Below are 20,756 nucleotides of genomic sequence, written 5' to 3'. Positions count from 1 at the left end.
CTTTAGAAGCTTACCTTCGCGGTTTTCGAATTGAAGATGACAACGTCTTTGTTTGGCTCAACGACCCCCGATGTCGAATACGAATAGGGCTCGAACGCCACAGTGACCTCGCATTCGCCCTCGGCACACTCGTTCGCCAGCTTGGTCTTGGCTTCTTCCGGCGTGATATCGTCTGCATTCAGATAGACACCATTCTTTGTGGTGCACTCATAGCCCAGAACATCGCCGGACCGACCGCCTTTGATGCAGCTCGCCTTCATCTCAACTTGCTGCTCCAAATAGTTCTGAGGATTCTTGGCGAGGTCCTCAAGCTCAGTGGCCTGAACGCTCGTTGCGCAGGCGAAAAGCCCCAAACTAGCAACAAGAAAAGTAAGACGACGGTCAACTGCAAAATTCATTGTTTGCTACCTTAAGCGTATTGGGTTCTGGTGCACGCCTCATACTTCGACGCGTTGAGCTGCATACTACAAAGCGCATCGGCGAAGGAAAGCCTCCACGGCTTACAAATAAGTAAGACGCGGGGCGGGGCCCCGCGCCTCATCGCATTCGTTCATAGGAGAAGATTGTGTCTAGCTTGGCTGAACCGGCTGAACCTGCTTCCGCTCGGCCATGAACTGGTCGAATTCCGCTTTGTCCTTGGCATCACGAAGTCGCTTCAGAAACGCCTGAAACTCTTCAGCCTCGTCCTCGAGACGCTTCAGGGTCTCCTCGCGATAGGCGTCGAACGCACGATTGCCGCTCGAGCCAAAGCCGCTTTGGAACCGCTGCGCCTCTTCCTTGAAGTACGAGCGCCAAGCCGTCTTATTTCCGCATCCCATTCGTCCACTCCAGATCAAATAAGCCAAAACACCAAGACCGATTGGCCACCAAACGATAAAGCCGAGGATCATCGCGGCGAACCACGCGGGCTTTCCGTAATCGTCAAGGGTCGCAACTAGCTGCATCGGGTTCCTTTCAGGGCGCAAGTGAATGTTATTTACATTCACATATATGGGGCCTCGTTGCAAGCCGTTCAACGGCCCCTCCCCTGGTTTTTGGTCTGCGATTGGGCGGTTTCGGGTCCCCTGGAAACGACTCATAGCGCTTCACAGGCCAAGACAAAATTAACCGCAAGAGCCGAGAGTTCCCCGCAAATTCGCCGAAAATTATACGGTTATCGCGCGTTCTTGGGGGCACCACTATGCGTATTGCGTCTCGCCAATTCATCAGTCTGGGCATGGCGGCCACCGTCGCCGTTGGCCTTTTGTGTGGAGGTCCTGCCATCGCCCGCACGCTGAACGACCACAAACCGCATCATGGCGTGAAACGCGCACATTCCATGCCGATCCAAGGAATCGACGTCTCCTACTGGCAGGGCGATATCGATTGGCGCCGGGTCCGCCAAGCGGGCATCGAATTCGCTTTCATCAAAGCGACCGAGGGTGGCGACCATCTCGATCCGAAGTTCCGCCAGAACTGGGAGGCGGCCAAACGTGCCGGCATTGCACGAGGCGCCTATCACTTCATTTATTGGTGCCGTCCCGCCTCGGAACAGGCCGATTGGTTCATCCGGAACGTGCCAAATGATCCCGATGCTCTACCCCCGGTTCTCGATCTCGAGTGGCATCCCGACTCAAAGACTTGCCCCAAAAAGATCTCTCGCGGCCGCGCTCTGAAGAAAATCGAGATCATTCTCGAGGCCATGGAGCGGCACACCGGCAAGCGGCCAATCATCTACACGGATCCGCGATTTCATAAGGACATCCTCGTGGGGCAGTTCGAGGACTATCATTTCTGGCTGCGTTCGGTCGCCGCCGAACCGCATGTGAGGTATCCCGGCCGGAAATGGGCCTTCTGGCAATTCACCGCGACAGGGCACGTCCCCGGCGTTTCCGGTAATTGCGACCGCAACATCTATAACGGGTCGCGGTCGGACTGGAATCTCGTCTTGAGATGGCTTGAAGCGAGTCGCGGAAGTGCGGGTCAACAGTCGCGCACGGCCAGCCGTTAGGACTCCCCTGAGGCCGTTTCTTCACCGGGCACCTCCGGCAAGACCCCAAGCCCTTTCAAGTAAATGAGCATGCCGCTCTCTAGCACCTCTTCCGGGGAGAGCGGCACCTTCCTCGCAACGCTGCCCTCCTGGATGAACAGCGAGGCGATGCCATGAGACATCGTCCAAATGTGCATGGCCACGAGCTTCAGCGGCGGGCGCTCATTCTCTGGCAATTGCCGGCAGAGCGCGGCGGCGGCTTGCTGAAGTACGTTGAAGGCTTTTTCCGCGGCAGGCGATGCTGCTGCTGCTTGAATCGCTTCCGTGCCTTGTGCCTCCGACACGCCTGTCTCGAACATGACCGCGTAACTCGCCGGCTCTTCGCGCGCAAAAGCGAGATACGCGCGACCCAAGGCCTCAAAAGCCGAAAGCGGCGTCGGGATACCATTGTTCCAGGCCGCATCGAGACGCGCAGCAAATCGCTCAAAACCGCTGCGCGCCACTTCGGCCAGCAGTGCGTCCCTGTCCCGGAAATGCCGATAGGGTGCTGCGGGGCTCACGCCCGCGAGCCGCGCGGCCTCCGCGAGGCTGAAGCCGAAGGCGCCGTGCTGTTCAATGAGCGTGCGCGCAGCTTCCAATAGCACCTCTTTGAGATTGCCGTGATGGTATGAGCGCCGATGCCAGCGGCGGCCGGAAGTCTTCATGTAAACGGCTATTACATTAAAGACGCCCGCTCCGCTAGGTGCCCTACTCAATCCTGCAGCGGTTGCCCGCTGAAGGTGAGATGCCGAAGATGGCCTGGTCCGGTAGCCGAAGCATGCTGACAACTCTTTGCTGCTCGCGCGATGTCGATCGTCAGCCCGCGGCATTAGACACTGGGCAGCCTCGTTGAGTCCCCAGATTTTCTGCCATTCCGCGGAAACGCGACTTGGGCTAATCTTGTAAGAAAATTCCCTAGGGGACGCGGCAAAAATGCAAGATCGTGGCGACGAGCGACTGAGGCACTGGCGGAATTTGTTCATCTCAGGCCTCGCGTTATCCATCTTAGTTGGGTCGGTTTTCGTCGGCGGTTCTCTCTTTGTCGCAAAAGCAGAGAATGCCGAGCCCGAGAGTGAGTCGAAGGCGCCCTGCACTGATGACGCCATGATCGTGTTCGATGCATCGGGGTCCATGTCGGGAAACCAGGAACTCGGTATTCCGAATTCTAAGCCTCGCATTGACGAAGTACGCTGGGCCTTGCGGCAAGTGCTCCCGAGCGCAACGCGCTACCGCCGGGTTGGTCTCGTGACATACGGTCCAGGCCCCTACAATCAATGCAACGTGTCCCTCGCCATGAAGCCAACAGCAAACGCCGCTAAGAAAATTATGCGCGCGGTCAACCGAATCATTCCCGCGGGCAAAACACCGCTGACGTCAGGGGTCGAACAAGCGGCTGAAGCGCTCGACTACCGCAACACGCCTGGCGTGATTGTCGTTGTGACGGACGGCGAGGAAACGTGCGGTCGGGCACCGTGCGAGTTAGCCAAGCAGCTTCATGACAACGCTGCACAGCTGACTGTCCATGTGATCGCATTCCGTTACGCAGGTTACTCCTGGACAGGAACCCAAAGTATCGTGGACGTGATGTGCCTCGCAGAACAGAACAACGGGCTGCTAATCAAGGCCAATAGCGAGCAGGAACTTGCCGATGCCCTTGAAAAGACGTTGGACTGCCCCATGATTTCGCAGGCCCCGCCCTCATTCGACTCCGTTCGCTAAGGCGCATTGCGCCCTGCTCTTTGGGTCGACCGAGGAATCTGCAGCAGATTTTTCCACACCTTATTCAGCGTGCACCGCAGATTGTCGGCTCCGGCTACAGCACGAGCGATCCCATCGATCCAAGGCCGAAACCCAAAAAAAAATTTCGACGCCCGAACCGAATTCTTCTTGACGCGTTGAATGACAACGGCTGCAGCGGCCTGTTGGTTGTGCGCCGCAACAATGAAACAGCTTGGCACACAATCTGGGGAGTTTGTAAAATGGCGTCATTGCAGAACGAGCACCCCTCCAATCGGAAAGGAGAGCTTCCGATGGAATTCACAGCCAAACTGACCGTGGCTTCGGTCGTTTTATCGTTCGGCTTTCTCGCTGCCGTAATTCTAGGAATGATCTAAAGCGAGCATTAGGCCTTAGGGCCAACAACACCAAGCCAGCAGAGAATAAACGCCGTAGACGGATGAACCTGTCTTGGCGCCCTCTCTGCTGTGTTGCTTCTTAGGCCGCGGCGTCTGTAACCCCCTTGGGATCATAGTTCAGAATTGGACCGAGCCAGCGTTCCGCTTCCTCGAGAGACCAGCCCTTGCGTGCCGCATAGTCCGCCACCTGATCGCGGCCGATCTTGCCGATGCCGAAGTAGCGCGATTCAGGATGCGAGAAATACAGGCCCGATACGGCAGCACCAGGCCACATTGCGCAGGACTCCGTAAGTTTCATGCCCGCCTCGCTCTCTGCATCGAGCAACCCGAATAGTGTGCGCTTCTCTGTATGATCGGGTTGGGACGGATAGCCGGGCGCAGGACGAATGCCAATGTAATCTTCGGCAATCAGAGCGTCATTCGATAGCTTCTCATCCGGCGCATAGGCCCAAAGCTCGCGGCGAACTTTCTCGTGCATAGCTTCCGCGAAAGCCTCGGCAAGGCGATCCGCTAAAGCCTTCACCAGGATTTTCGAATAATCATCGTTGGCCAACTCGAAGCGGCGCGCGATTTCATCTTCGCCAATCCCGGCTGTGACGGCAAATCCGCCCAAGTAGTCCGCGACACCTGTCTCTTTCGGCGCGACGAAATCAGCCAAGGCCAGATTTGCCTTCCCCGAATCGCGTGCCATTTGTTGGCGCAGCGTATGGAAGGTCGCGAACGGCTTCCCACGGCTTTCGTCCGAATACAGCTCAATGTCGTCACCAACGCTATTCGCCGGCCAGAAACCAACGACGGCATTCGCCGTCAGCCATTTCTCATCGATCAGCTGCGTCAACATGTTTTGCGCATCTTCGAAGAGTGGCCGCGCGGCCTCACCATATTTATCGTCCTGAAGTATGCGGGGGTAGGACCCCTTCAGCTCCCATGCGTGGAAGAAAGGGGTCCAATCGATATAGCGCGACAGTTCGCGTAGGTCGTAGGCCTCAAATGTTCGGGTCCCCAAGAACGACGGCTTGGGTGGTGCGTATTCCTTCCAGTCGAGCGCGAGCGCATTCGCCCTGGCCTGCGCAATCGTTGTTCGTGACTTTTCGGCCTGACGGCGCGCGTAGGACTCTGCCATTTGCGCATACTCAGCGCGGACTTTGGCGATATGCGCGTCCCTATTCTCCTTCGAGATCAGTCCGGATACGACACCGACCGCGCGGCTTGCATCTGTGACGTAGATCGCCTGGTTCCGTTGGTAGTTGGGACTGATCTTTACAGCCGTATGGACCTTACTCGTAGTCGCGCCACCAATGAGGAGCGGAATGTCGAAGCCTTCCCGCTCCATTTCCGATGCCACGTGACACATCTCGTCGAGCGATGGCGTTATCAGCCCGGACAAGCCAATGATATCAACATTCTCTTCGCGCGCCGTCTCGAGAATAACCTGAGAATGCACCATCACGCCGAGATCGATCACTTCGTAATTGTTGCACTGAAGCACGACACCAACGATGTTCTTTCCAATGTCGTGGACATCACCCTTGACGGTAGCAAGCAGGATTTTTCCCGCCGCGGGTTGATCGACGAGCCCAAGCTCCTCCTTCTCCTTCTCCATGAAGGGCATAAGATAGGCTACGGCCTGCTTCATCACCCGCGCCGACTTAACAACCTGCGGCAAGAACATCTTGCCGGCACCGAAGAGGTCGCCAACAACGTTCATACCGGCCATCAGCGGGCCTTCGATCACATGCAAGGGTCGCTCAGCACGTTGCCGCGCTTCTTCTGTATCTTCTTCTACGAATGCGCCGATGCCATGCACAAGTGCGTAAGTGAGGCGCTCCTCGACGGGCTTCTCGCGCCAAGATAGGTCCGCTTCCTTCTTATGCGATGCGCCACCCTTGTATCGCTCGGCAGCATCCAGCAAGCGGTCGGTCGCGTCGTCGCGTCGATTGAGGATGACATCCTCGACAAGCTCACGCAGCTCTGGCTCGATGTCGTCGTACTGGCCAAGCTGACCTGCATTGACGATACCCATATCCATGCCTGCTTGAATGGCATGGTAGAGGAACACCGTATGCATGGCTTCGCGTACGCGCTCGTTTCCGCGAAAAGCAAACGACAGATTGGAGACACCACCCGAGACATGCACGTGAGGCAGCTCTTGCTTGATCTGCCGCGTGGCTTCGATGAAGGCGCGGCCATAGTCATTGTGTTCCTCGATACCGGTTGCCACTGCGAAAATGTTCGGATCGAAGATGATGTCCTCACCCGGAAATCCAACTTTGCTTGTTAGCAAGTCGTAAGCGCGTTTGCAGATCTCGAATTTGCGCTCGGCCGTTTCGGCCTGACCCGTTTCGTCAAATGCCATGACGACCACGGCCGCGCCGTAGCGCAGAATCTTGCGGGCCTGTTCCAGGAAGGGCTCTTCGCCTTCCTTCATGCTGATCGAGTTTACAACTGCCTTGCCTTGCACGCATTTGAGCCCCTCCTCGATCACCGTCCACTTGGACGAATCGAGCATGATCGGGACGCGCGAGATGTCGGGCTCCGACGCGATCAGATTGAGGAAGGTCCGCATGGCCTCCTCCGAATTCAACATGCCCTCGTCCATGTTGATATCGATCATGTTGGCGCCGTTATCGACTTGCTGACGTGCGACCTCGAGCGCAGCCGCGTAGTCGTTGGCCTCAATCAATTTGCGGAACCGGGCGGACCCTGTGACATTGGTCCGCTCACCGACCATGACGAAGTTTTGGGCAGCGTTGGTCACTACTATGTCACCTACTGAAAATCAGGCATGTGTGAACGGCTCGAGACCAGACAGCCGAAGTGCCGGCTCGACTTCAGGAATTACACGGGGCGCATAGGGTGCTACAGCCTCTGCAATGGCCCGAATGTGATCAGGTGTCGTGCCGCAACAGCCGCCGACGATATTGATCAAATCGTCCTTGGCCCAAGCCTCAAGCTGCGCCGACATTTGTTCAGCGGTCTCGTCGTAAGTCCCCATCTCATTGGGCAAGCCAGCGTTGGGATAGACGCTGATATAGGTTTCGGCGACGTGAGCGATCTCATCCACGGCTGGACGCAACTGTTCTGCGCCGAAGGAACAATTGAAGCCGATTGAGAACGGTCTCAAATGACGCATGGAGTACCAGAACGCTTCCGGGGTTTGGCCAGACAGGTTGCGGCCCGAGAGGTCCGTTATCGTTCCCGAGATCATAATTGGAAGTTTGAAGCCAACTTCATCGAAGACTTCTTCGACGGCGTAACCGGCCGCTTTCGCATTCAACGTGTCGAACACTGTTTCTATTAAGATCAGATCGACCCCGCCCTCGATCATGCCGCGGACTTGTGTTGAATAGGCCTCCACGAGATCGTCGAAGCTCACGTTTCGAAAGCCGGGATTATTGACGTCAGGCGAAATCGAGGCGGTGCGATTTGTCGGCCCCATAGCGCCAGCCACATAACGCGGCCGATCCGGCGTCCGAGCCTCCCAGTCGTCTGCAGCTTCACGGGCGAGTTTCGCCGCGGCGACATTCATCTCGTGGCTTATATCTTCCAAACCGTAGTCGGCCTGACTGATGGCCTGGGCATTGAACGTGTTCGTACCAATTATGTCGGCGCCAGCCTCTAAGTAGCCGCTGTGGATGTCACGAATAATCTCCGGCTGGGTTAGGACCAGAAGGTCGTTGTTGCCCTTCAAGTCGCGATCGAAATCCTTGAAGCGTTCGCCGCGATAGCCCTCTTCATCCAGCTTGTGGCGCTGAATCATCGTACCCATTGCCCCATCCAGAATTAGGATGCGCTCTTTAACCGCCCTATCGAGTAGCTCAAGCCGTTCTTCGCGAGTCATGACGCGACCTTCGTAATTTTTGCTGGTACGGAATCCGCTTCCGTTTTTCTTGCGAACGCCTTGGCAGGCCGCAAACCAAGCAGATGACAGATGGCATAGACAAGGTCGGCGCGGTTCAGCGTATAAAAGTGGAACTCGGTAATACCCTGATCAACCAAACCGAGAACCTGCTCTGCAGCGATCGCTGCCGCCACAAGGTGGCGCGTCTCCTGGTCGTCTTCGAGTCCCTCAAACCGTCGCCCCAACCAATCGGGCACACTCGCGCCCGATCGCACTGCGAAGCTCGCTGCTTGCTTAAAGTTATGGATGGGAATGAGGCCCGGAACGATTGGGATGTCGATACCCGCCGCCCGGACCCGGTCCAAGTAGCGGAAATAGACATCGTTGTCGAAAAAGAACTGAGTGATGGCGCCGGTCGCACCCGCATCGACCTTGGCCTTCAGCATATCGATGTCAGCTTCGACCGATGGCGACTCCGGGTGCTTTTCCGGATAGCAGCCCACCGAAATCTCGAACGGCGCGATCTTCCTGATACCGGCAGTAAGATCCGCTGCATTCACATAACCCCCCGGCGTAGGCGTGTACTGGCTGCCCGCACCTTCCGGAGGGTCGCCACGGAGGGCTACAAGGTGCCGCACGCCCAGATCCCAATACTCGCGAATGATCTCGTCGACATCTTCTTTGGTCGCACTCACGCAGGTCAGATGGGCCGTTGGTTTCAGAGTTGTCTCACTCAGAAGGCGACCGACAGTCGCGTGCGTGCGTTCGCGCGTTGACCCGCCGGCCCCATAGGTGACCGAAACATACTTCGGACGTAGCGGCTCTAGGCGGCGAATGGAGCGCCAGAGCGTTTCCTCCATCGCCGGCGTTCGCGGTGGGAAAAACTCGAATGAAACGTCAATGGCGCCCCGACCGAGAAATCGGCGCTTGGGTGGTTCCTGCTCTTGAGAATCTTGCGTAGCGAGCATCATGCAGTGACCTCCACCTTGCCATTGCGCTTTTTTGTCTTGCCCGGAGCCACCGGCTTTTGAGCGAGCCAAAGAGATACTGTCAATTTACCTTCGGGAGTTCCTTTGGCCTGCGTACCTCTGAACGAAGCAGTACTGTCCGTAGCAGCTGCGCCATGTGGATCCAGATCCTTGAAGCTAAGGAGCTTGAGTCCCGCCCTCTCCATCATGCGCCCGAGCTGCGCGCGACCAAAGCCCAGTCGGCGATGCGCTGATTGTTCCCGCAGAAACTCGAGATCATGGGGCGCAAAGTCGACGATCAGGAGCCGTCCGCCTGGAGCCAGCAACCTTGCGGCCTCGGCAACGGCTGTTGCGGGATCGTCGAGAAAGTGCAGCACCTGGTGGACAACTACCGCGTCCGCGACCCCGTCGGGCAACGGAATATTATAAAGGTCGCCATGGCGCACCTGCGCCTGCGACAGCCCAACGCGCTCCAGCTTGTCGCGCGCATAAGCCAACATGTCGTGGTTGAGGTCAAAACCGAGCGCCTTCGCCGCGCAGGGACCGAATAGCTCGAGGATGCGACCCGTGCCGGTCCCTAGGTCGACAAGAAGTTCGAAGGGTCCGGCTCCCAACGCCCGAGCCATCGCCTCTTCGACTTGGCTTTCGGCAACATGCAGTGCACGGATGGAGTCCCACTCGGCTGCATGGGCCTTGAAATAGTCCTGCGCGGCCTCAGCGCGTGCCCTCTGCACTGCCTCCGCACGCGCCCGATCGCGCGCTAGCGTCAGGTCCGCAGGGTCGAGACTATCGACAATCGCGCGCGCCAGCCCGCCTTCAGGCCCAGTGTCGGCGATGCGGAAGAAGACCCAAGATCCTTCGCGGAACCGCGTAATAATTCCCGCCTCCGCCATGAGCTTCAGATGCCTGCTGATCCGCGGCTGGCTTTGGACAAGGATCTGCGTCAGATCCTTAACGTTATGCTCAGTCTCTGCCAGCAGGGCTAAAATACGCAGGCGCGTGGCCTCGCCCGCACTCCGCAGCGACGCAAGGACTTGCGCGCTAGAAAGGCCAGAGCCAGGCGCCCGTGTTGGCTGGTCACGGCGCAGGGGAAGAACCGCTGACGCGAGCTTATGTGCGTGGCCGGGGTCCTGAAGCTGATCTGACATAAAGATATGTTTATGCGTAGAATCTCAAATGCGCAACCGCGAATGCGATGCCAATCACGGCGATCAACCCTTAGCTGCATCTATTTGAAGCCGTCCGGAGGCCGTGTAGGGCTTCGGAATATCGCGCGAAGCAGAGTGCTAAGAGGAGAAGGAGCATGATTCCTGTCGATGGACAGTTGATGTTTGACGTAGCGCCCCGATTCAGCGGTGCCAAAGCGAGGCGGCAAAAGCAGATCATTGACGAGATTGGTCCAGTTCTACCCCCGACACTTGACGCCTACGCCATCAATACGCCACTCAGGATCGCTCATTTTGTTGGCCAGACGTGCCACGAATCCGCCGGCTTCCGTACGACGGAGGAGTTTGCAAGCCGGGCAGCCTTGGCGGAGGCATCTAAGCAAGCAGCCTGAGGCTGAATCCTAGCCGCGCGCGAACTTCTTGTACTTAATCCGCTTTGGCACGATCGCGTCATCGCCAAGACGCCGCTTCTTGTCTTTCTCGTAGTCCTCGAAATTGCCTTCGAACCACTCAACGTGGCTATCGCCCTCGAAAGCGAGGATGTGAGTGGCAATGCGATCCAGAAAGAAGCGATCGTGGCTAATGATCACGGCACAACCTGCAAAGTCCTCCAACGCAGCCTCAAGCGAAGACAGCGTTTCGACATCGAGATCGTTTGTCGGCTCATCGAGGAGGATCAGGTTGGCGCCGGACTTCAGCATTTTGGCGAGATGGACGCGATTGCGCTCACCCCCAGAGAGCTGGCCGACTTTCTTTTGTTGGTCGCCACCCTTGAAGTTGAACCAGCCAACATAGGCCCTTGAAGGCACCTCACGCTTGCCCAGGGTCACCACCTCGGCGCCCGCGGAGATCTCTTCGTGAACGCTCTTCTTCTCGTCAAGCGCGTCGCGCGACTGATCGACATAGCCGAGCTTCACCGTGTCACCCACCCGGATGGAACCATTGTCCGGGGTCTCTTGGCCAACGATCATGCGAAACAAGGTTGTCTTGCCTGCCCCATTTGGACCGATAACACCCACAATACCGCCCGGTGGCAGCTTGAACGAAAGGCCCTCGACGAGGAGCCTGTCGCCAAAGGCTTTCTCCAAATCATCGGCCTCGATGACGATATCGCCGAGCCGAGGCCCTGGCGGAATTGTAATCTGAGCCCTCGCCGTTTTGTCGGCCCCAGCCTCGGCCAACAATTCGTCATAGGCCTTGATGCGCGCCTTAGACTTAGCCTGACGCGCCTTTGGGCTCGCCCGGATCCAGTCGAGCTCGCGCGCAAGGGTCCGCTGCTTGGCTTCCTCTTGCTTTCCCTCGACTTCTAGCCGCTTCTGCTTTTGCTCAAGCCAGGACGAATAGTTGCCCTTATAGGGCACGCCCTGCCCGCGATCGAGCTCGAGCGTCCATTCCGTGATGTTATCCAAGAAGTAGCGATCGTGGGTGACCATGACGATTGTGCCGGGGTAGTCGCGTAGATGGTGCTCCAGCCAGGCAACACTCTCCGCGTCCAGATGGTTGGTGGGCTCGTCGAGCAGCAAGATGTCTGGCTTAGCCAGCAGGAGCCGGCACAACGCCACACGCCGTCGTTCGCCGCCTGAGAGCTTCCCCACCTCTCCATCGCCCGGGGGGCAGCGCAGCGCATCCATGGCTTGTTCAACTTGACCATCGAGATCCCATAGGTCCTGCGCGTCGATCTCGTCCTGCAGTCGCGCCATCTCGTCCGCGGTTTCGTCTGAGTAATTCACCGCGAGTTCGTTGTAGCGGTCGAGTTTGGCCTTCTTCTCTGCAACGCCTTCCATGACGTTGCCCATGACGTCCTTGTCCGGCTTGAGCTGAGGTTCCTGAGGCAAGTACCCAACACGCACACCTTCCGCGGCCCATGCCTCGCCCGTGAACTCCTTTTCCTCGCCCGCCATGATGCGAAGCAGCGTGGATTTACCGGCTCCGTTCACACCAACGACGCCAATCTTTGCGCCGGGGAGAAAGGCGAGCGTTACATCCTTCAAGACCTGCTTCCCGCCGGGATAGGTCTTGTTCAGTTTCGTCATGACGTAGACGTATTGCGGGTTAGCCATTGTTCTCCGTTTTTTGCTTTCTTGCTGGCGGCGATGGGAATAGCTGATTTGATCGCGCTTTTAACGAGTCGTGCGCGCGAACTCAACGAGGGAAGCTCGCGCCCAGGAGGACGTTCTGATTTGCAATGAAATCCAAGAGGACAAGCGACGGCGGCAGAACGACAACAGACGCGACCGACGGTAATGCGAGCCGATAACGGATCCGCTACAGGAGTTCCGGCAAGCGTGCTTTCAGCTTCTGCGCGAGAGCATCCAGCGGGTTTTCCTGCAAGGGCTCAACCTCTGCCAACGCCCCCGCAAAGCTGTCCGGCGTCAATTCGGCAATGGGAATGGTGCGCGACCAGTTATTGCCCATGAGGAACTCTCGATAAAGCTGCTCATCTTCGGTGAAACGCGCGGCGCGCGGCGAAACTCCTACGACGGGGAGCCGTGCCGACACGGCTTCCGAAATCATTGAACTTGAGTCCTCCGTGCAGACGATTGCGTCCGAGTTGGCGAAGATCTGCGGCAGCGTTCCGGGACCCGCCGTGCGAAAATCGACGAACTTGGCGACAACGCTCTCGTCGCGCGCCATCTCAGCGATTCTATCTGCCACACTGTCCGGTGTGCGCCGGGAGGTAGATATCAGCCATCGCGTTCCCCAGGCGCTGGCTACCTTGGCAACGAAGGTCAGCAGGTCTTTCCATTCGCTGTCGCGGTACCGGAACCGCCCTGCCTGCCCGCCTATAAGGAGTCCCAATGTCTGGGGGTGATTCTCAGGTCCGAAGCGCGGCACGGTCGCCGGCCGACCAAGCGCGTCCGGATCGATCGAGGATGGCTTCAAAACAACGAGATGACGCTCGCTGTCCCGGTCACGCTCGTAGGAGGAGATAATTAAGCTGAAATTGTCCGGCTCTAGTCCGCGTAAGAGTGAGCCGCAAAATATATTGGGAACATCGAGAAGCCGCGTAACGCAAATATTGGGCATGTGTGTCTCGCCGCCGGCGGAAACCACAAGATCGGCTTCTGGCAGCGTCTCCGCATCAATGCGATAGGCCATACGCAGCATGCGGGGTGGATAAAAACTCTTGGCGTTGATCCGCGCTCGCAGCCAGCGCGTTGGGACGATCCATTTGCGTTTCACCTCGATCCGGGTGACATCAACCGGCCTCAGCCGCGCCAAAGCAGCAATCACGCCCTCGGCGATGTGGTAGTGGCCCGGCCGCGTATCGGCTAAAAAGATAACCCTTAACGGGGTGATGTCTGACATGACTAAGACAGCTTTTTTGGAACGGCGGCAGGTTGATACCGCACCCGAGCCACCTCATCAAAGGCCTTCTGGTGTGCTTGGCAAATAGGGCAAGTTTCCGCACAATCAGGCAACGAGCCTGAAAAGGAGCCATACGTTGAGCGAAGTGACAAAGTGCGACGTAATCCTGAAAGCGATGGTCGCCATGGCAAGTGCCGATGGGCACCTCGACACGCGCGAGGTCGGTCTGATCCAGGAGATTTATGAGGACTGCACCGAGAAAACGCTGACGGCCGACGCCATTGCGCGTGCCGCAAAAGAGGTTGCCGGAGAAGACATTAGGGACGGTCTTGCGGCTCTGGCTCCATCCTTAGACCAAACGACCAAGGACGAGATTCTCTGCGCGGCCTATCGTGTTCTTTTGGCGGATAGTCGAGTGGCCGGCGAAGAACGTAAAGAGCTGCACGATATGGCGAAGGCCCTCGGCGTTTCTGAAATTCATCTGAGCGCGCTACTCGAAGAACTCTCCGCAACGCTGCACCAATAAGCTGAATCCGGCTTGCAGAGGCGATGCGCAACCCACTAGGGTTCAGGCCGAACTTCGAACCGCGCGCGGACTTATGATCCTTTCACACAAACACAAATTCATCTTCATCAAGACGAAGAAGACCGCCGGGACGGCCGTCGAAGCGGCGATCTCGCAGCTTTGCGGCCCTGAAGACGTGATCACGCCCTATCGCGCGGCGAGCGAGAAAGACCGCACGGGTCTTGGCCCACAAAATTATCAGATAGACCATCCGCTCAAACCGCAGCGCTCGGTGTGGCGCAAACTGCTTGGACGGCCTGAACGCTACTGGCACCCGACCATCGGATTTTACGAGCATATGCCCGCATGGCGCATCCGCGACTATGTCGGCGCCGACATCTGGAACAGCTATTTCAAGTTCTCGTTCGACCGGAACCCATGGGACCGGCAAGTGTCATGGTACTTGTACAAAACCAAATCGAAGAAGACTCGGCCCAGCTTCGAACGCTACATGCGACGATCCACGGCATATGTAGACAACCACGAGCTCTACATGTTGGACGACGCGCTCGCTGTGGACTTTCTTGGCCGGTATGAGAATCTCGAGGCGGACCTGAACACCGCGTTGTCGCTCGCCGGTGTCGAAGAGAAGGTCAGCGTCCCCAAAGTGAATGTGACGCCGAACAAGGACTCGGAGCGTACATACCGTAGCTACTACACACCGAAGCTCCAGGCGCAGGTGACAGACTGGTACCAGCCCGAAATCCAATTGCTTGGCTACGAATTCTGATCGTTCACTGCGCCGCATTGCAAGCGGCATGCGGCAGGCCGCGTCCGACCCGCCGCTTGGCGCGACTTACTGCGTGCAGGATTTGCTCTCGGCGCTCCAGGTGCCGCCGGATGCTTCGCAATCGGCCTGGTTGTCGGGACCAGCAAAAGCCGGAACCGCAAAGCCTAGCGTGGTGGCAAGAGCGAGCATGGTGACGAAATACTTCATGGTCAGATCCTCCGTTTTGACGCGCCTACAATTGCTGCAGGCGGACGTAAAAACGCAGGGTCTTTCGGTTGGTTCCGCTTCTCGGCAAACTAAGGCAAGCTGCCCGCAAAAGACCTTAGTGTAGACAGACGCCGCGAGACGCAGGGGCTAGATTGGGGCTAAGCGAAACCAAACTGTTGTACATCTGTGTCGTCGGGCTCATGGGCATCGTGGCCGGGCTTTGGCCTATCCTTGCGAGCCCCCAGCTGCGCTACGAGCGATACTTCTCTCTCGGCAATGCCTTTGGCGGCGGGGTCTTTCTGGGCGCAGCCCTTATCCATCTGCTTCCGGACGCCATCGACAGCTTGAACACTCTGCTGGGCCCACGCTTGCAATACCCGCTGGCGTCACTCATCTGCGCCAGCGGCTTTCTCCTGATCCTGCTGATCGAAAAGGTCATCATTGCCGAGGGTGAAGCCGGCATGGTGAATGCCGTCAATGTGCGCCGCTATGCGCTCGCGCCCTACGTCTTGGCCCTGGTTCTGTCGGTCCACTCCATCATCGCCGGTATCGCGTTGGGGGCGGAGAGCAGTGCGATCACATCGGCCGCACTCTTCATCGCAATTATGGCTCATAAGGGCGTGGCCGGTTTTGCCCTCGGCGTGAGCCTGCGCCGTGCCCATATCAAGCGCCCCCGCGCCGTCGGCCTTATCGCCTTCTTTGCGACGATGACGCCGCTGGGGATTGCAGTCGGCGCCGTGCTGGGTGCGCTCCTTTCGGGCAGAGGAGCCGAATGGTTTGAAGGTATCTTCGATGCGCTTGCTGCCGGAACGTTCCTTTACATCGCTGTGATCGACATCGTTGAGAGCGAGTTCGCCAAGCAAGGAGACGCCGGAGCTAAATTTGCCATGGTGCTTCTTGGCATCGCCGTCATGGCGCTCATCGCCGTCTGGACTTAGTACGCAGGCAACTCCGCGCTATATTTAGGGGATATTGGGCGCGATCTAACACCCTCGCTTTAAGCTGCTAAGGACCCAAAGCGGTCGTCAGAACAGCGTTCGCAACCTAACGCTGCCCACCGCCAGCAAGTCTTCGGCCTGATTTTCGGATCTCAGAATTCTTTTCTCGTTGATTGTTGACTCAGAGTGACAGCCTTCCTGATGGCCTCAGTGCTAGGGTTTCAGTGGTACGCTTGGAGGCCCCAGTTGTGGGCCTCCGGTACACAATTGGGGGCATCATGCGGCTGTTCGTTGGCTTGGTCATGTCGATAGGGGTTGCCATGCCGGCGCTTGCACAGCAGCCGGGCGTACAGGCCGAGGAAGAAGGAGCTTTCGCTGCGCCGTGGTTTGTGGATCCAACGGACATGACGCGCAACCCCGATGACATCACTAATCGCCTGAAGCAGGAGGCCAAGCGCAAAGACACGCTGCTCCGCACGCCGGGCCTCGATCGGATGCTGCGCCCCTGGAACGAGTTCAAGGACCAAATTTACGATGACTACGGACTAGCCTTCGGCGTCTTCTATACCGCGCTCTACCAGAAGGCCGATGCCAGTCTGGTTGATGCTAATGGCCAATCAGGACCGGACGAAGCATCGGGCGGCATTCTAGGCATCGCCGGCACCTGGGAACTCCTGGTGCGCGATACGCAGCATCCTGGAAGTCTGGGTTTTAGATTGCAGGACCGTCACCGCATGGGTGCGATCCCTCCTCAAAACTTGGGCCCGGACATCGGCTCATTGTGGCTAACGGGCACGGCATTCAACGAATTCGACATGTCCCTAGTTGAACTCTACTGGGACCAACACATTATCAAGGATCGACTCGCCTTCCGGTTCGGCAAGACGATCCCCTTCGCGATCCACGATTACTTCAAGTACAAAAGCCCGGTCTCAGGATTTCAGGACTCCAACTTCACACTGAATAGCTCAATCGCTTGGGTTGGCTTCGGCCTCGGAGCCGTCGGGCTCGTTCGGCCCACGTCGGACATTTATGTCCTTGGCGGAATCTACGATGCTAAGGGAAAGCAGAACCGGGCCGGCTTCGACAGCTTTTTCAACGATGGCGAGCACTTCACCATTGCTGACATCGGCTGGGACCCGGGTTATTTGGACCCTGCGCGAAAGGTAAGCATCGGACCGATTGAGGTTAGCGACTACCACATCACTCTTTGGCACAGGGATAGCGTCGAAAAGGCCATGACACCCGAAGGTTGGGGGTTCACCGTCTTTCTCGAACACCGCATTGGCAACATCTTGCCCTTCTTCCGCTATGGCTATTCCGAAGGTATTGGCGGGGGCAGTCCGGCGCTGCTCGATCAGATGGTGGCAGGCGGCTTCGCAATTGAGGATGTCTTCGGACAAGACAATGACGTAATAGGGATCGGCGCGAGCTGGGGGCGCAGGGACCTCGGCAGCACAGTGGTCCCGGTCAGCAGTCCGATCATCGTCGATGTTGGTGATGACCTCATTAATCTAGGCGAATTCACCGACCTCTTGCAGGTCGATTTCGGTACCGTAGAGCAATACTCGGTCGAAATCTTCTACCGGGTGCAGCTCACCCAGGAGTTCCAGGTTACACCAAGCGTGCAGTTCATCGTCGATCCCGCCTTCAACCTAGCGGAGGATACGATTACGGTGCTGGGCGTGCGAGGTCGCGCCGAGTTCTAGCACCGAATAATTCGCCATCAAGTGACCGTCTTGGCATGACACCAGGGACGTCTAACACTTGACAGTCTAGGGAGCGCCGATAGCGACCTTGGTCTCTTCTCCCCGCAGTCTCGCGATAATCGTCGCGCAACAGGCGTCACCCCAAACATTGACGCTCGTTCGGCACATGTCGAGCACCCGATCGAACACCAAAAGCACGCCGAGAGCTTCCACCGGCAAACCAACTGCAGCAAGGATGATAGCGATTGCGACCAGCGATGCGGATGGCACACCAGCCACGCCAATCGACGTGACAAGCGCGATCGTGACAATCGTGAACTGCACGCCAAAACTGAGCTCCAACCCGTAGGCCTGTGCCAGGAACATGGCGGCCGCGCATTCGTAGAGAGCGGTTCCATTCATGTTTACCGTCGCGCCAAGTGGCAGCACGAAGCTCGATACGCTGTTTGAGACACCAACCTTTTCTTCGATTGTATCCATGGTCACTGGCAAAGTTGCCGAAGACGACGACGTCGAGAACGCCGTCAGCAGAGCCGGCGACATGGCTCGCAGTGTCGTAAAGGGTTTGACCTGGCCAATGAACCGCAAAAGCAAGGGCAATGTGATCAGCGAATGCAGGAGCAGTGCCGCCAGGACAGCCAACGCGAAATTGGCCAGCGGCTCTGCCGCCGCAAACCCGGTTTCGGCAATCACAGCCGCGATCAGAGCAAAAACGCCAATAGGCGCGAACTTCATGATGAATTCGGTCATGTACATCATGACGTGGAACACGGCGTTCCAGAACTTAAACAGCGGCTCCGCGTAGTCATGCTGGAGCTTGGTCATGAAGTAGCCGAAGAGAATGGAAAAGAAGATCAGTGCCAACATCTGACCTTCCGCTGCTGCCATGACGATATTGGGGGGTACCATACGCAAGAACAATTCGACGACATCGCCCGCGCCCCTGCCCTCAATTCTTTCGCTGATGTCCTCGGGCGGCGCATCGAGTGCCAGGATCTCGCGCGCGGGCTCCCCATCGACATAGCCGGGCGCCATGACGTTTACCGTCAACAGCCCGATCAGAATGGCCGCTAGCGTTGTCGTGCCATAGAAGAGCAGCGTCTTGCCACCTAGTGCCCCAATATTGCCGCCGGAGCCAATGCCGGCGATGCCGACGATGATCGAGGACGTGATCAACGGCACGATGATCATCTTCAAGGCGTTGAGAAAAATCGCACCAAAGAAGTCGAAGATTGCAACGAAGCTGACGCCAAAGATTGTAGGCGTGAAGGTGTCGGTCGTGAATTGTTTGACGAGGGACCCGGCAATGGCCGCAAGTACGATGGCAATAAGTATCTGCCAGTGGAGTGCAAGCTTGCGCACCGTGTTTTCCCCTCACCCGCGCTGAAACCGAACCGTTCGAATGCCGCATGTGTACGGCTCCGGTGTCAACCAAGAATGTCGGCGCTAGAGCTCTTGGAGCATATTAAAGGCGTTCCGTGCTGAGCGCAGATGAGCGCTTTTGGCAACTAGCAGACGCAAACCAGGACGCAACCCAAGCCCGCTTACTAAGCGCCAGTCAAACGTCGAACTGGAACAAGTATAAATCGCTCCGATCTTGATTTCGAAGGTTGGTGGGCCCGGCTGGACTCGAACCAGCAACCAGACGGTTATGAGCCGTCGGCTCTAACCAATTGAGCTACGGGCCCCCATTTGCGAAAGACGGATGACAATCCAACCCCGCATACCGCTCGGCTTGAGTCGCGCGCGGCACAGACTGACCTTTTAGAGCCTTCTGCCTCGCCTCACAATTCCGCCTCATAACAAATTCCTTATTGCATCCAAACTCAATGACCAACCCGCCAAGCCCGGAGTCTTCTCAATGGTCCTCTATCGCCCTCTACGCTTCGTCGTGCCAACCGTTGTCGCATTGGCGCTTGTGCTCTCATCGACGGTGACCCACGCGTCGGAGAACAAACGAACACTTTCGCTTGCCGCATCCGGTACGGTGAAGGCCGCGCCAGACATGGTAAGCATATCAACAGGGGCAACCAGCGAAGGGCAAACAGCAAGGGACGCGTTGTCCAAGAACACGTCGGCGATGACCCAGGTTGTCGACGCTCTCAAAGCGGCGGGCATCGAGCCAAAGGATATCCAAACGACGAACTTTTCTGTCTCGCCAATATACGAACGGAAAAAGCAAAACGAGGCTGCTTTCATCACAGGCTATCGCGTGAACAACAGTGTCAACATCACCGTTCGGGACATCAAGAAACTCGGCGACGTCTTGGACAAGACGGTTGAGGCCGGCGCCAACACGATTGACTCAATCCAGTTTGGGATCGTCGACTCGGAGAAGATGAAAGATGAGGCACGGAAACTGGCCATGCAGAACGCAATCGATAATGCCAAGCTTTACGCCGAAGCGGCTGGCGTGGAACTTGGGCCGGTAATCAAAATTACGGAGACCGGCAGCCAGATCCCTCGGCCGCTGCAGGCAAGAACAGCTTCGGCCCCAGTGATGGCAGAGGCGGCCCCAGTGCCTGTTGAAGGCGGCACCATGTCGATAGAGGCGAAAGTTCAGGTCATTTGGGAGTTGAGATAGTACCGTGAGGTTCCTAGCTGGAGTAGTCTCGGCTCCTCACTTTAAGACTTCGACACGATCTCGTTGTCGTCGCCGAGCAAAACGACGCTTGGATGATAGTTGCGCGCTTCCTCCGCCGGAAGCTGGCAATAGGCGACGATGATGACTTTGTCGCCCTTTTGGACGAGCCGAGCCGCAGCACCATTGACGGCGATTTCGGAGGATCCGCGGGGCGCCTCGATCGCATATGTAGTGAAGCGTGCGCCAGTATTGATGTTGAGCACGTCCACTTGTTCATGCGGCAAGATGCCCGACGCATCGAGCAGGTCCCGATCAATACCGATCGAGCCCTCGTAATGCATATCGGCGCCGGTCACCGTTGCGCGGTGCAGCTTTGTTTTCAGCATCGTTAGGAACACTTGTCCGCCCCAGATTCCTAAAAGAATCCTAGTTGAGTCACACTTTGGGACCCTCGATCTCGACTGTGGATATAGAACAAGAGCGGGAGTGTTGCAACGCAACATCCTAGCGATTCTGGGAGTTCTGCCCTGCCGATTATGACAGTTTTAGGAAAATCTCCACAGTTACTGGCCGTTAGCGGGCGAAAGTTGAAGGTT

Annotated in this window: 21 protein-coding genes and 1 tRNA gene; 9 read left to right on the top strand and 13 right to left on the bottom strand. The window is 57.4% G+C overall.

All coding sequences use genetic code 11. The annotated features are described in order from the left end of the window. Positions 1–2: 2 nt before the first annotated feature. Positions 3–398 carry a hypothetical protein gene (locus tag AC33YF_RS05585; protein WP_491776216.1) on the bottom strand — a complete coding sequence of 132 codons (396 nt, stop codon included), beginning with the start codon at positions 396–398 and terminating at the stop codon, positions 3–5. 171 nt (positions 399–569) lie between these two features. After that, a complete protein-coding gene (locus AC33YF_RS05580) occupies positions 570–944 on the bottom strand; it encodes a DUF2852 domain-containing protein (RefSeq protein ID WP_491776215.1) in 375 nt (124 codons plus the stop codon). Between the two features lie 236 nt (positions 945–1,180). On the opposite strand from AC33YF_RS05580, the gene AC33YF_RS05575 reads away from it, so the two are divergent. Beyond that, a complete protein-coding gene (locus AC33YF_RS05575) occupies positions 1,181–1,990 on the top strand; it encodes a glycoside hydrolase family 25 protein (RefSeq protein WP_491776214.1) in 810 nt (269 codons plus the stop codon). On the opposite strand, the gene AC33YF_RS05570 is transcribed toward AC33YF_RS05575, so the two are convergent. Then, positions 1,987–2,673 carry a TetR/AcrR family transcriptional regulator gene (locus AC33YF_RS05570; RefSeq protein ID WP_491776213.1) on the bottom strand — a complete coding sequence of 229 codons (687 nt, stop codon included), beginning with the start codon at positions 2,671–2,673 and terminating at the stop codon, positions 1,987–1,989. The two genes, AC33YF_RS05575 and AC33YF_RS05570, sit on opposite strands and share 4 nt — an antisense overlap. Before the next feature lie 268 nt (positions 2,674–2,941). Here AC33YF_RS05570 and AC33YF_RS05565 point away from each other — a divergent pair, with 268 nt between their 5' ends. Beyond that, entirely contained in the window at positions 2,942–3,727 is a 786-nt protein-coding gene (locus tag AC33YF_RS05565) for a vWA domain-containing protein (RefSeq protein ID WP_491776212.1), read from the top strand. Between the two features lie 260 nt (positions 3,728–3,987). Next, complete coding sequence (locus tag AC33YF_RS05560) at positions 3,988–4,122, top strand: hypothetical protein (protein WP_491776211.1); 135 nt, start codon at positions 3,988–3,990, stop codon at positions 4,120–4,122. A gap of 100 nt (positions 4,123–4,222) precedes the next feature. On the opposite strand, the gene metH is transcribed toward AC33YF_RS05560, so the two are convergent. Genes metH through AC33YF_RS05540 form a run of 4 tightly spaced genes read right to left on the bottom strand, consistent with a single transcriptional unit; the run spans position 4,223 to position 10,100 of the window. After that, positions 4,223–6,901, bottom strand: coding sequence for a methionine synthase (metH, locus tag AC33YF_RS05555; protein ID WP_491776210.1), 2,679 nt, complete (start codon positions 6,899–6,901; stop codon positions 4,223–4,225). 21 nt (positions 6,902–6,922) lie between these two features. Further along, a complete protein-coding gene (locus AC33YF_RS05550; protein ID WP_491776209.1) occupies positions 6,923–7,984 on the bottom strand; it encodes a homocysteine S-methyltransferase family protein in 1,062 nt (353 codons plus the stop codon). Continuing rightward, complete coding sequence (gene metF / locus AC33YF_RS05545; protein WP_491776208.1) at positions 7,981–8,955, bottom strand: methylenetetrahydrofolate reductase [NAD(P)H]; 975 nt, start codon at positions 8,953–8,955, stop codon at positions 7,981–7,983. Before metF ends, AC33YF_RS05550 begins: the two co-directional genes overlap by 4 nt. Continuing rightward, positions 8,952–10,100 carry an ArsR/SmtB family transcription factor gene (locus tag AC33YF_RS05540; protein ID WP_491776207.1) on the bottom strand — a complete coding sequence of 383 codons (1,149 nt, stop codon included), beginning with the start codon at positions 10,098–10,100 and terminating at the stop codon, positions 8,952–8,954. The genes metF and AC33YF_RS05540 overlap by 4 nt, the downstream gene beginning before the upstream one ends. Before the next feature lie 155 nt (positions 10,101–10,255). Here AC33YF_RS05540 and AC33YF_RS05535 point away from each other — a divergent pair, with 155 nt between their 5' ends. Next, a complete protein-coding gene (locus tag AC33YF_RS05535) occupies positions 10,256–10,510 on the top strand; it encodes a hypothetical protein (protein WP_491776206.1) in 255 nt (84 codons plus the stop codon). Between the two features lie 9 nt (positions 10,511–10,519). Here the strand turns inward: AC33YF_RS05535 and ettA are convergent, their stop codons facing one another. After that, positions 10,520–12,178 (bottom strand): energy-dependent translational throttle protein EttA, encoded by a 1,659-nt coding sequence (ettA, locus tag AC33YF_RS05530; protein WP_491776205.1) that lies wholly within the window; start codon positions 12,176–12,178, stop codon positions 10,520–10,522. Positions 12,179–12,383: 205 nt separating this feature from the next. Further along, the gene (locus tag AC33YF_RS05525; RefSeq protein ID WP_491776204.1) at positions 12,384–13,427 is read right to left on the bottom strand and encodes a mitochondrial fission ELM1 family protein; all 1,044 of its coding nucleotides are present in this window, start codon (positions 13,425–13,427) and stop codon (positions 12,384–12,386) included. Positions 13,428–13,572: 145 nt separating this feature from the next. Between AC33YF_RS05525 and AC33YF_RS05520 the strand changes: the two genes are divergently transcribed. Together AC33YF_RS05520 and AC33YF_RS05515 are read left to right on the top strand one after the other, a co-directional pair. Then, positions 13,573–13,953, top strand: a complete 381-nt coding sequence (locus AC33YF_RS05520) for a TerB family tellurite resistance protein (RefSeq protein WP_491776229.1) — start codon at positions 13,573–13,575, stop codon at positions 13,951–13,953. A 73-nt stretch (positions 13,954–14,026) separates the two neighbouring features. Continuing rightward, positions 14,027–14,722, top strand: a complete 696-nt coding sequence (locus AC33YF_RS05515; protein ID WP_491776203.1) for a sulfotransferase family 2 domain-containing protein — start codon at positions 14,027–14,029, stop codon at positions 14,720–14,722. A 66-nt stretch (positions 14,723–14,788) separates the two neighbouring features. Here the strand turns inward: AC33YF_RS05515 and AC33YF_RS05510 are convergent, their stop codons facing one another. Then, positions 14,789–14,929 carry a hypothetical protein gene (locus AC33YF_RS05510; RefSeq protein ID WP_491776202.1) on the bottom strand — a complete coding sequence of 47 codons (141 nt, stop codon included), beginning with the start codon at positions 14,927–14,929 and terminating at the stop codon, positions 14,789–14,791. Between the two features lie 152 nt (positions 14,930–15,081). On the opposite strand from AC33YF_RS05510, the gene AC33YF_RS05505 reads away from it, so the two are divergent. Together AC33YF_RS05505 and AC33YF_RS05500 are read left to right on the top strand one after the other, a co-directional pair. Further along, entirely contained in the window at positions 15,082–15,867 is a 786-nt protein-coding gene (locus AC33YF_RS05505; protein WP_491776201.1) for a ZIP family transporter, read from the top strand. Between the two features lie 248 nt (positions 15,868–16,115). Continuing rightward, positions 16,116–17,576 (top strand): carbohydrate porin, encoded by a 1,461-nt coding sequence (locus tag AC33YF_RS05500; RefSeq protein WP_491776200.1) that lies wholly within the window; start codon positions 16,116–16,118, stop codon positions 17,574–17,576. Positions 17,577–17,642: 66 nt separating this feature from the next. On the opposite strand, the gene AC33YF_RS05495 is transcribed toward AC33YF_RS05500, so the two are convergent. Beyond that, a complete protein-coding gene (locus tag AC33YF_RS05495; protein WP_491776199.1) occupies positions 17,643–18,938 on the bottom strand; it encodes a dicarboxylate/amino acid:cation symporter in 1,296 nt (431 codons plus the stop codon). A gap of 249 nt (positions 18,939–19,187) precedes the next feature. Continuing rightward, a tRNA-Ile gene (locus AC33YF_RS05490) sits at positions 19,188–19,264 on the bottom strand. Positions 19,265–19,437: 173 nt separating this feature from the next. Here AC33YF_RS05490 and AC33YF_RS05485 point away from each other — a divergent pair. Beyond that, the gene (locus AC33YF_RS05485; RefSeq protein ID WP_491776198.1) at positions 19,438–20,160 is read left to right on the top strand and encodes an SIMPL domain-containing protein; all 723 of its coding nucleotides are present in this window, start codon (positions 19,438–19,440) and stop codon (positions 20,158–20,160) included. Positions 20,161–20,201: 41 nt separating this feature from the next. Here AC33YF_RS05485 and panD read toward each other — a convergent pair whose 3' ends face one another. Next, entirely contained in the window at positions 20,202–20,546 is a 345-nt protein-coding gene (gene panD / locus AC33YF_RS05480) for an aspartate 1-decarboxylase (protein WP_491776197.1), read from the bottom strand. Positions 20,547–20,756: the final 210 nt, after the last annotated feature.

The sequence above is a fragment of the Methyloceanibacter sp. genome (assembly GCF_058506495.1).
The sequence above is the reverse complement of the archived record's forward strand: the minus strand, read 5'-3'. Positions and strand labels throughout refer to the sequence as shown.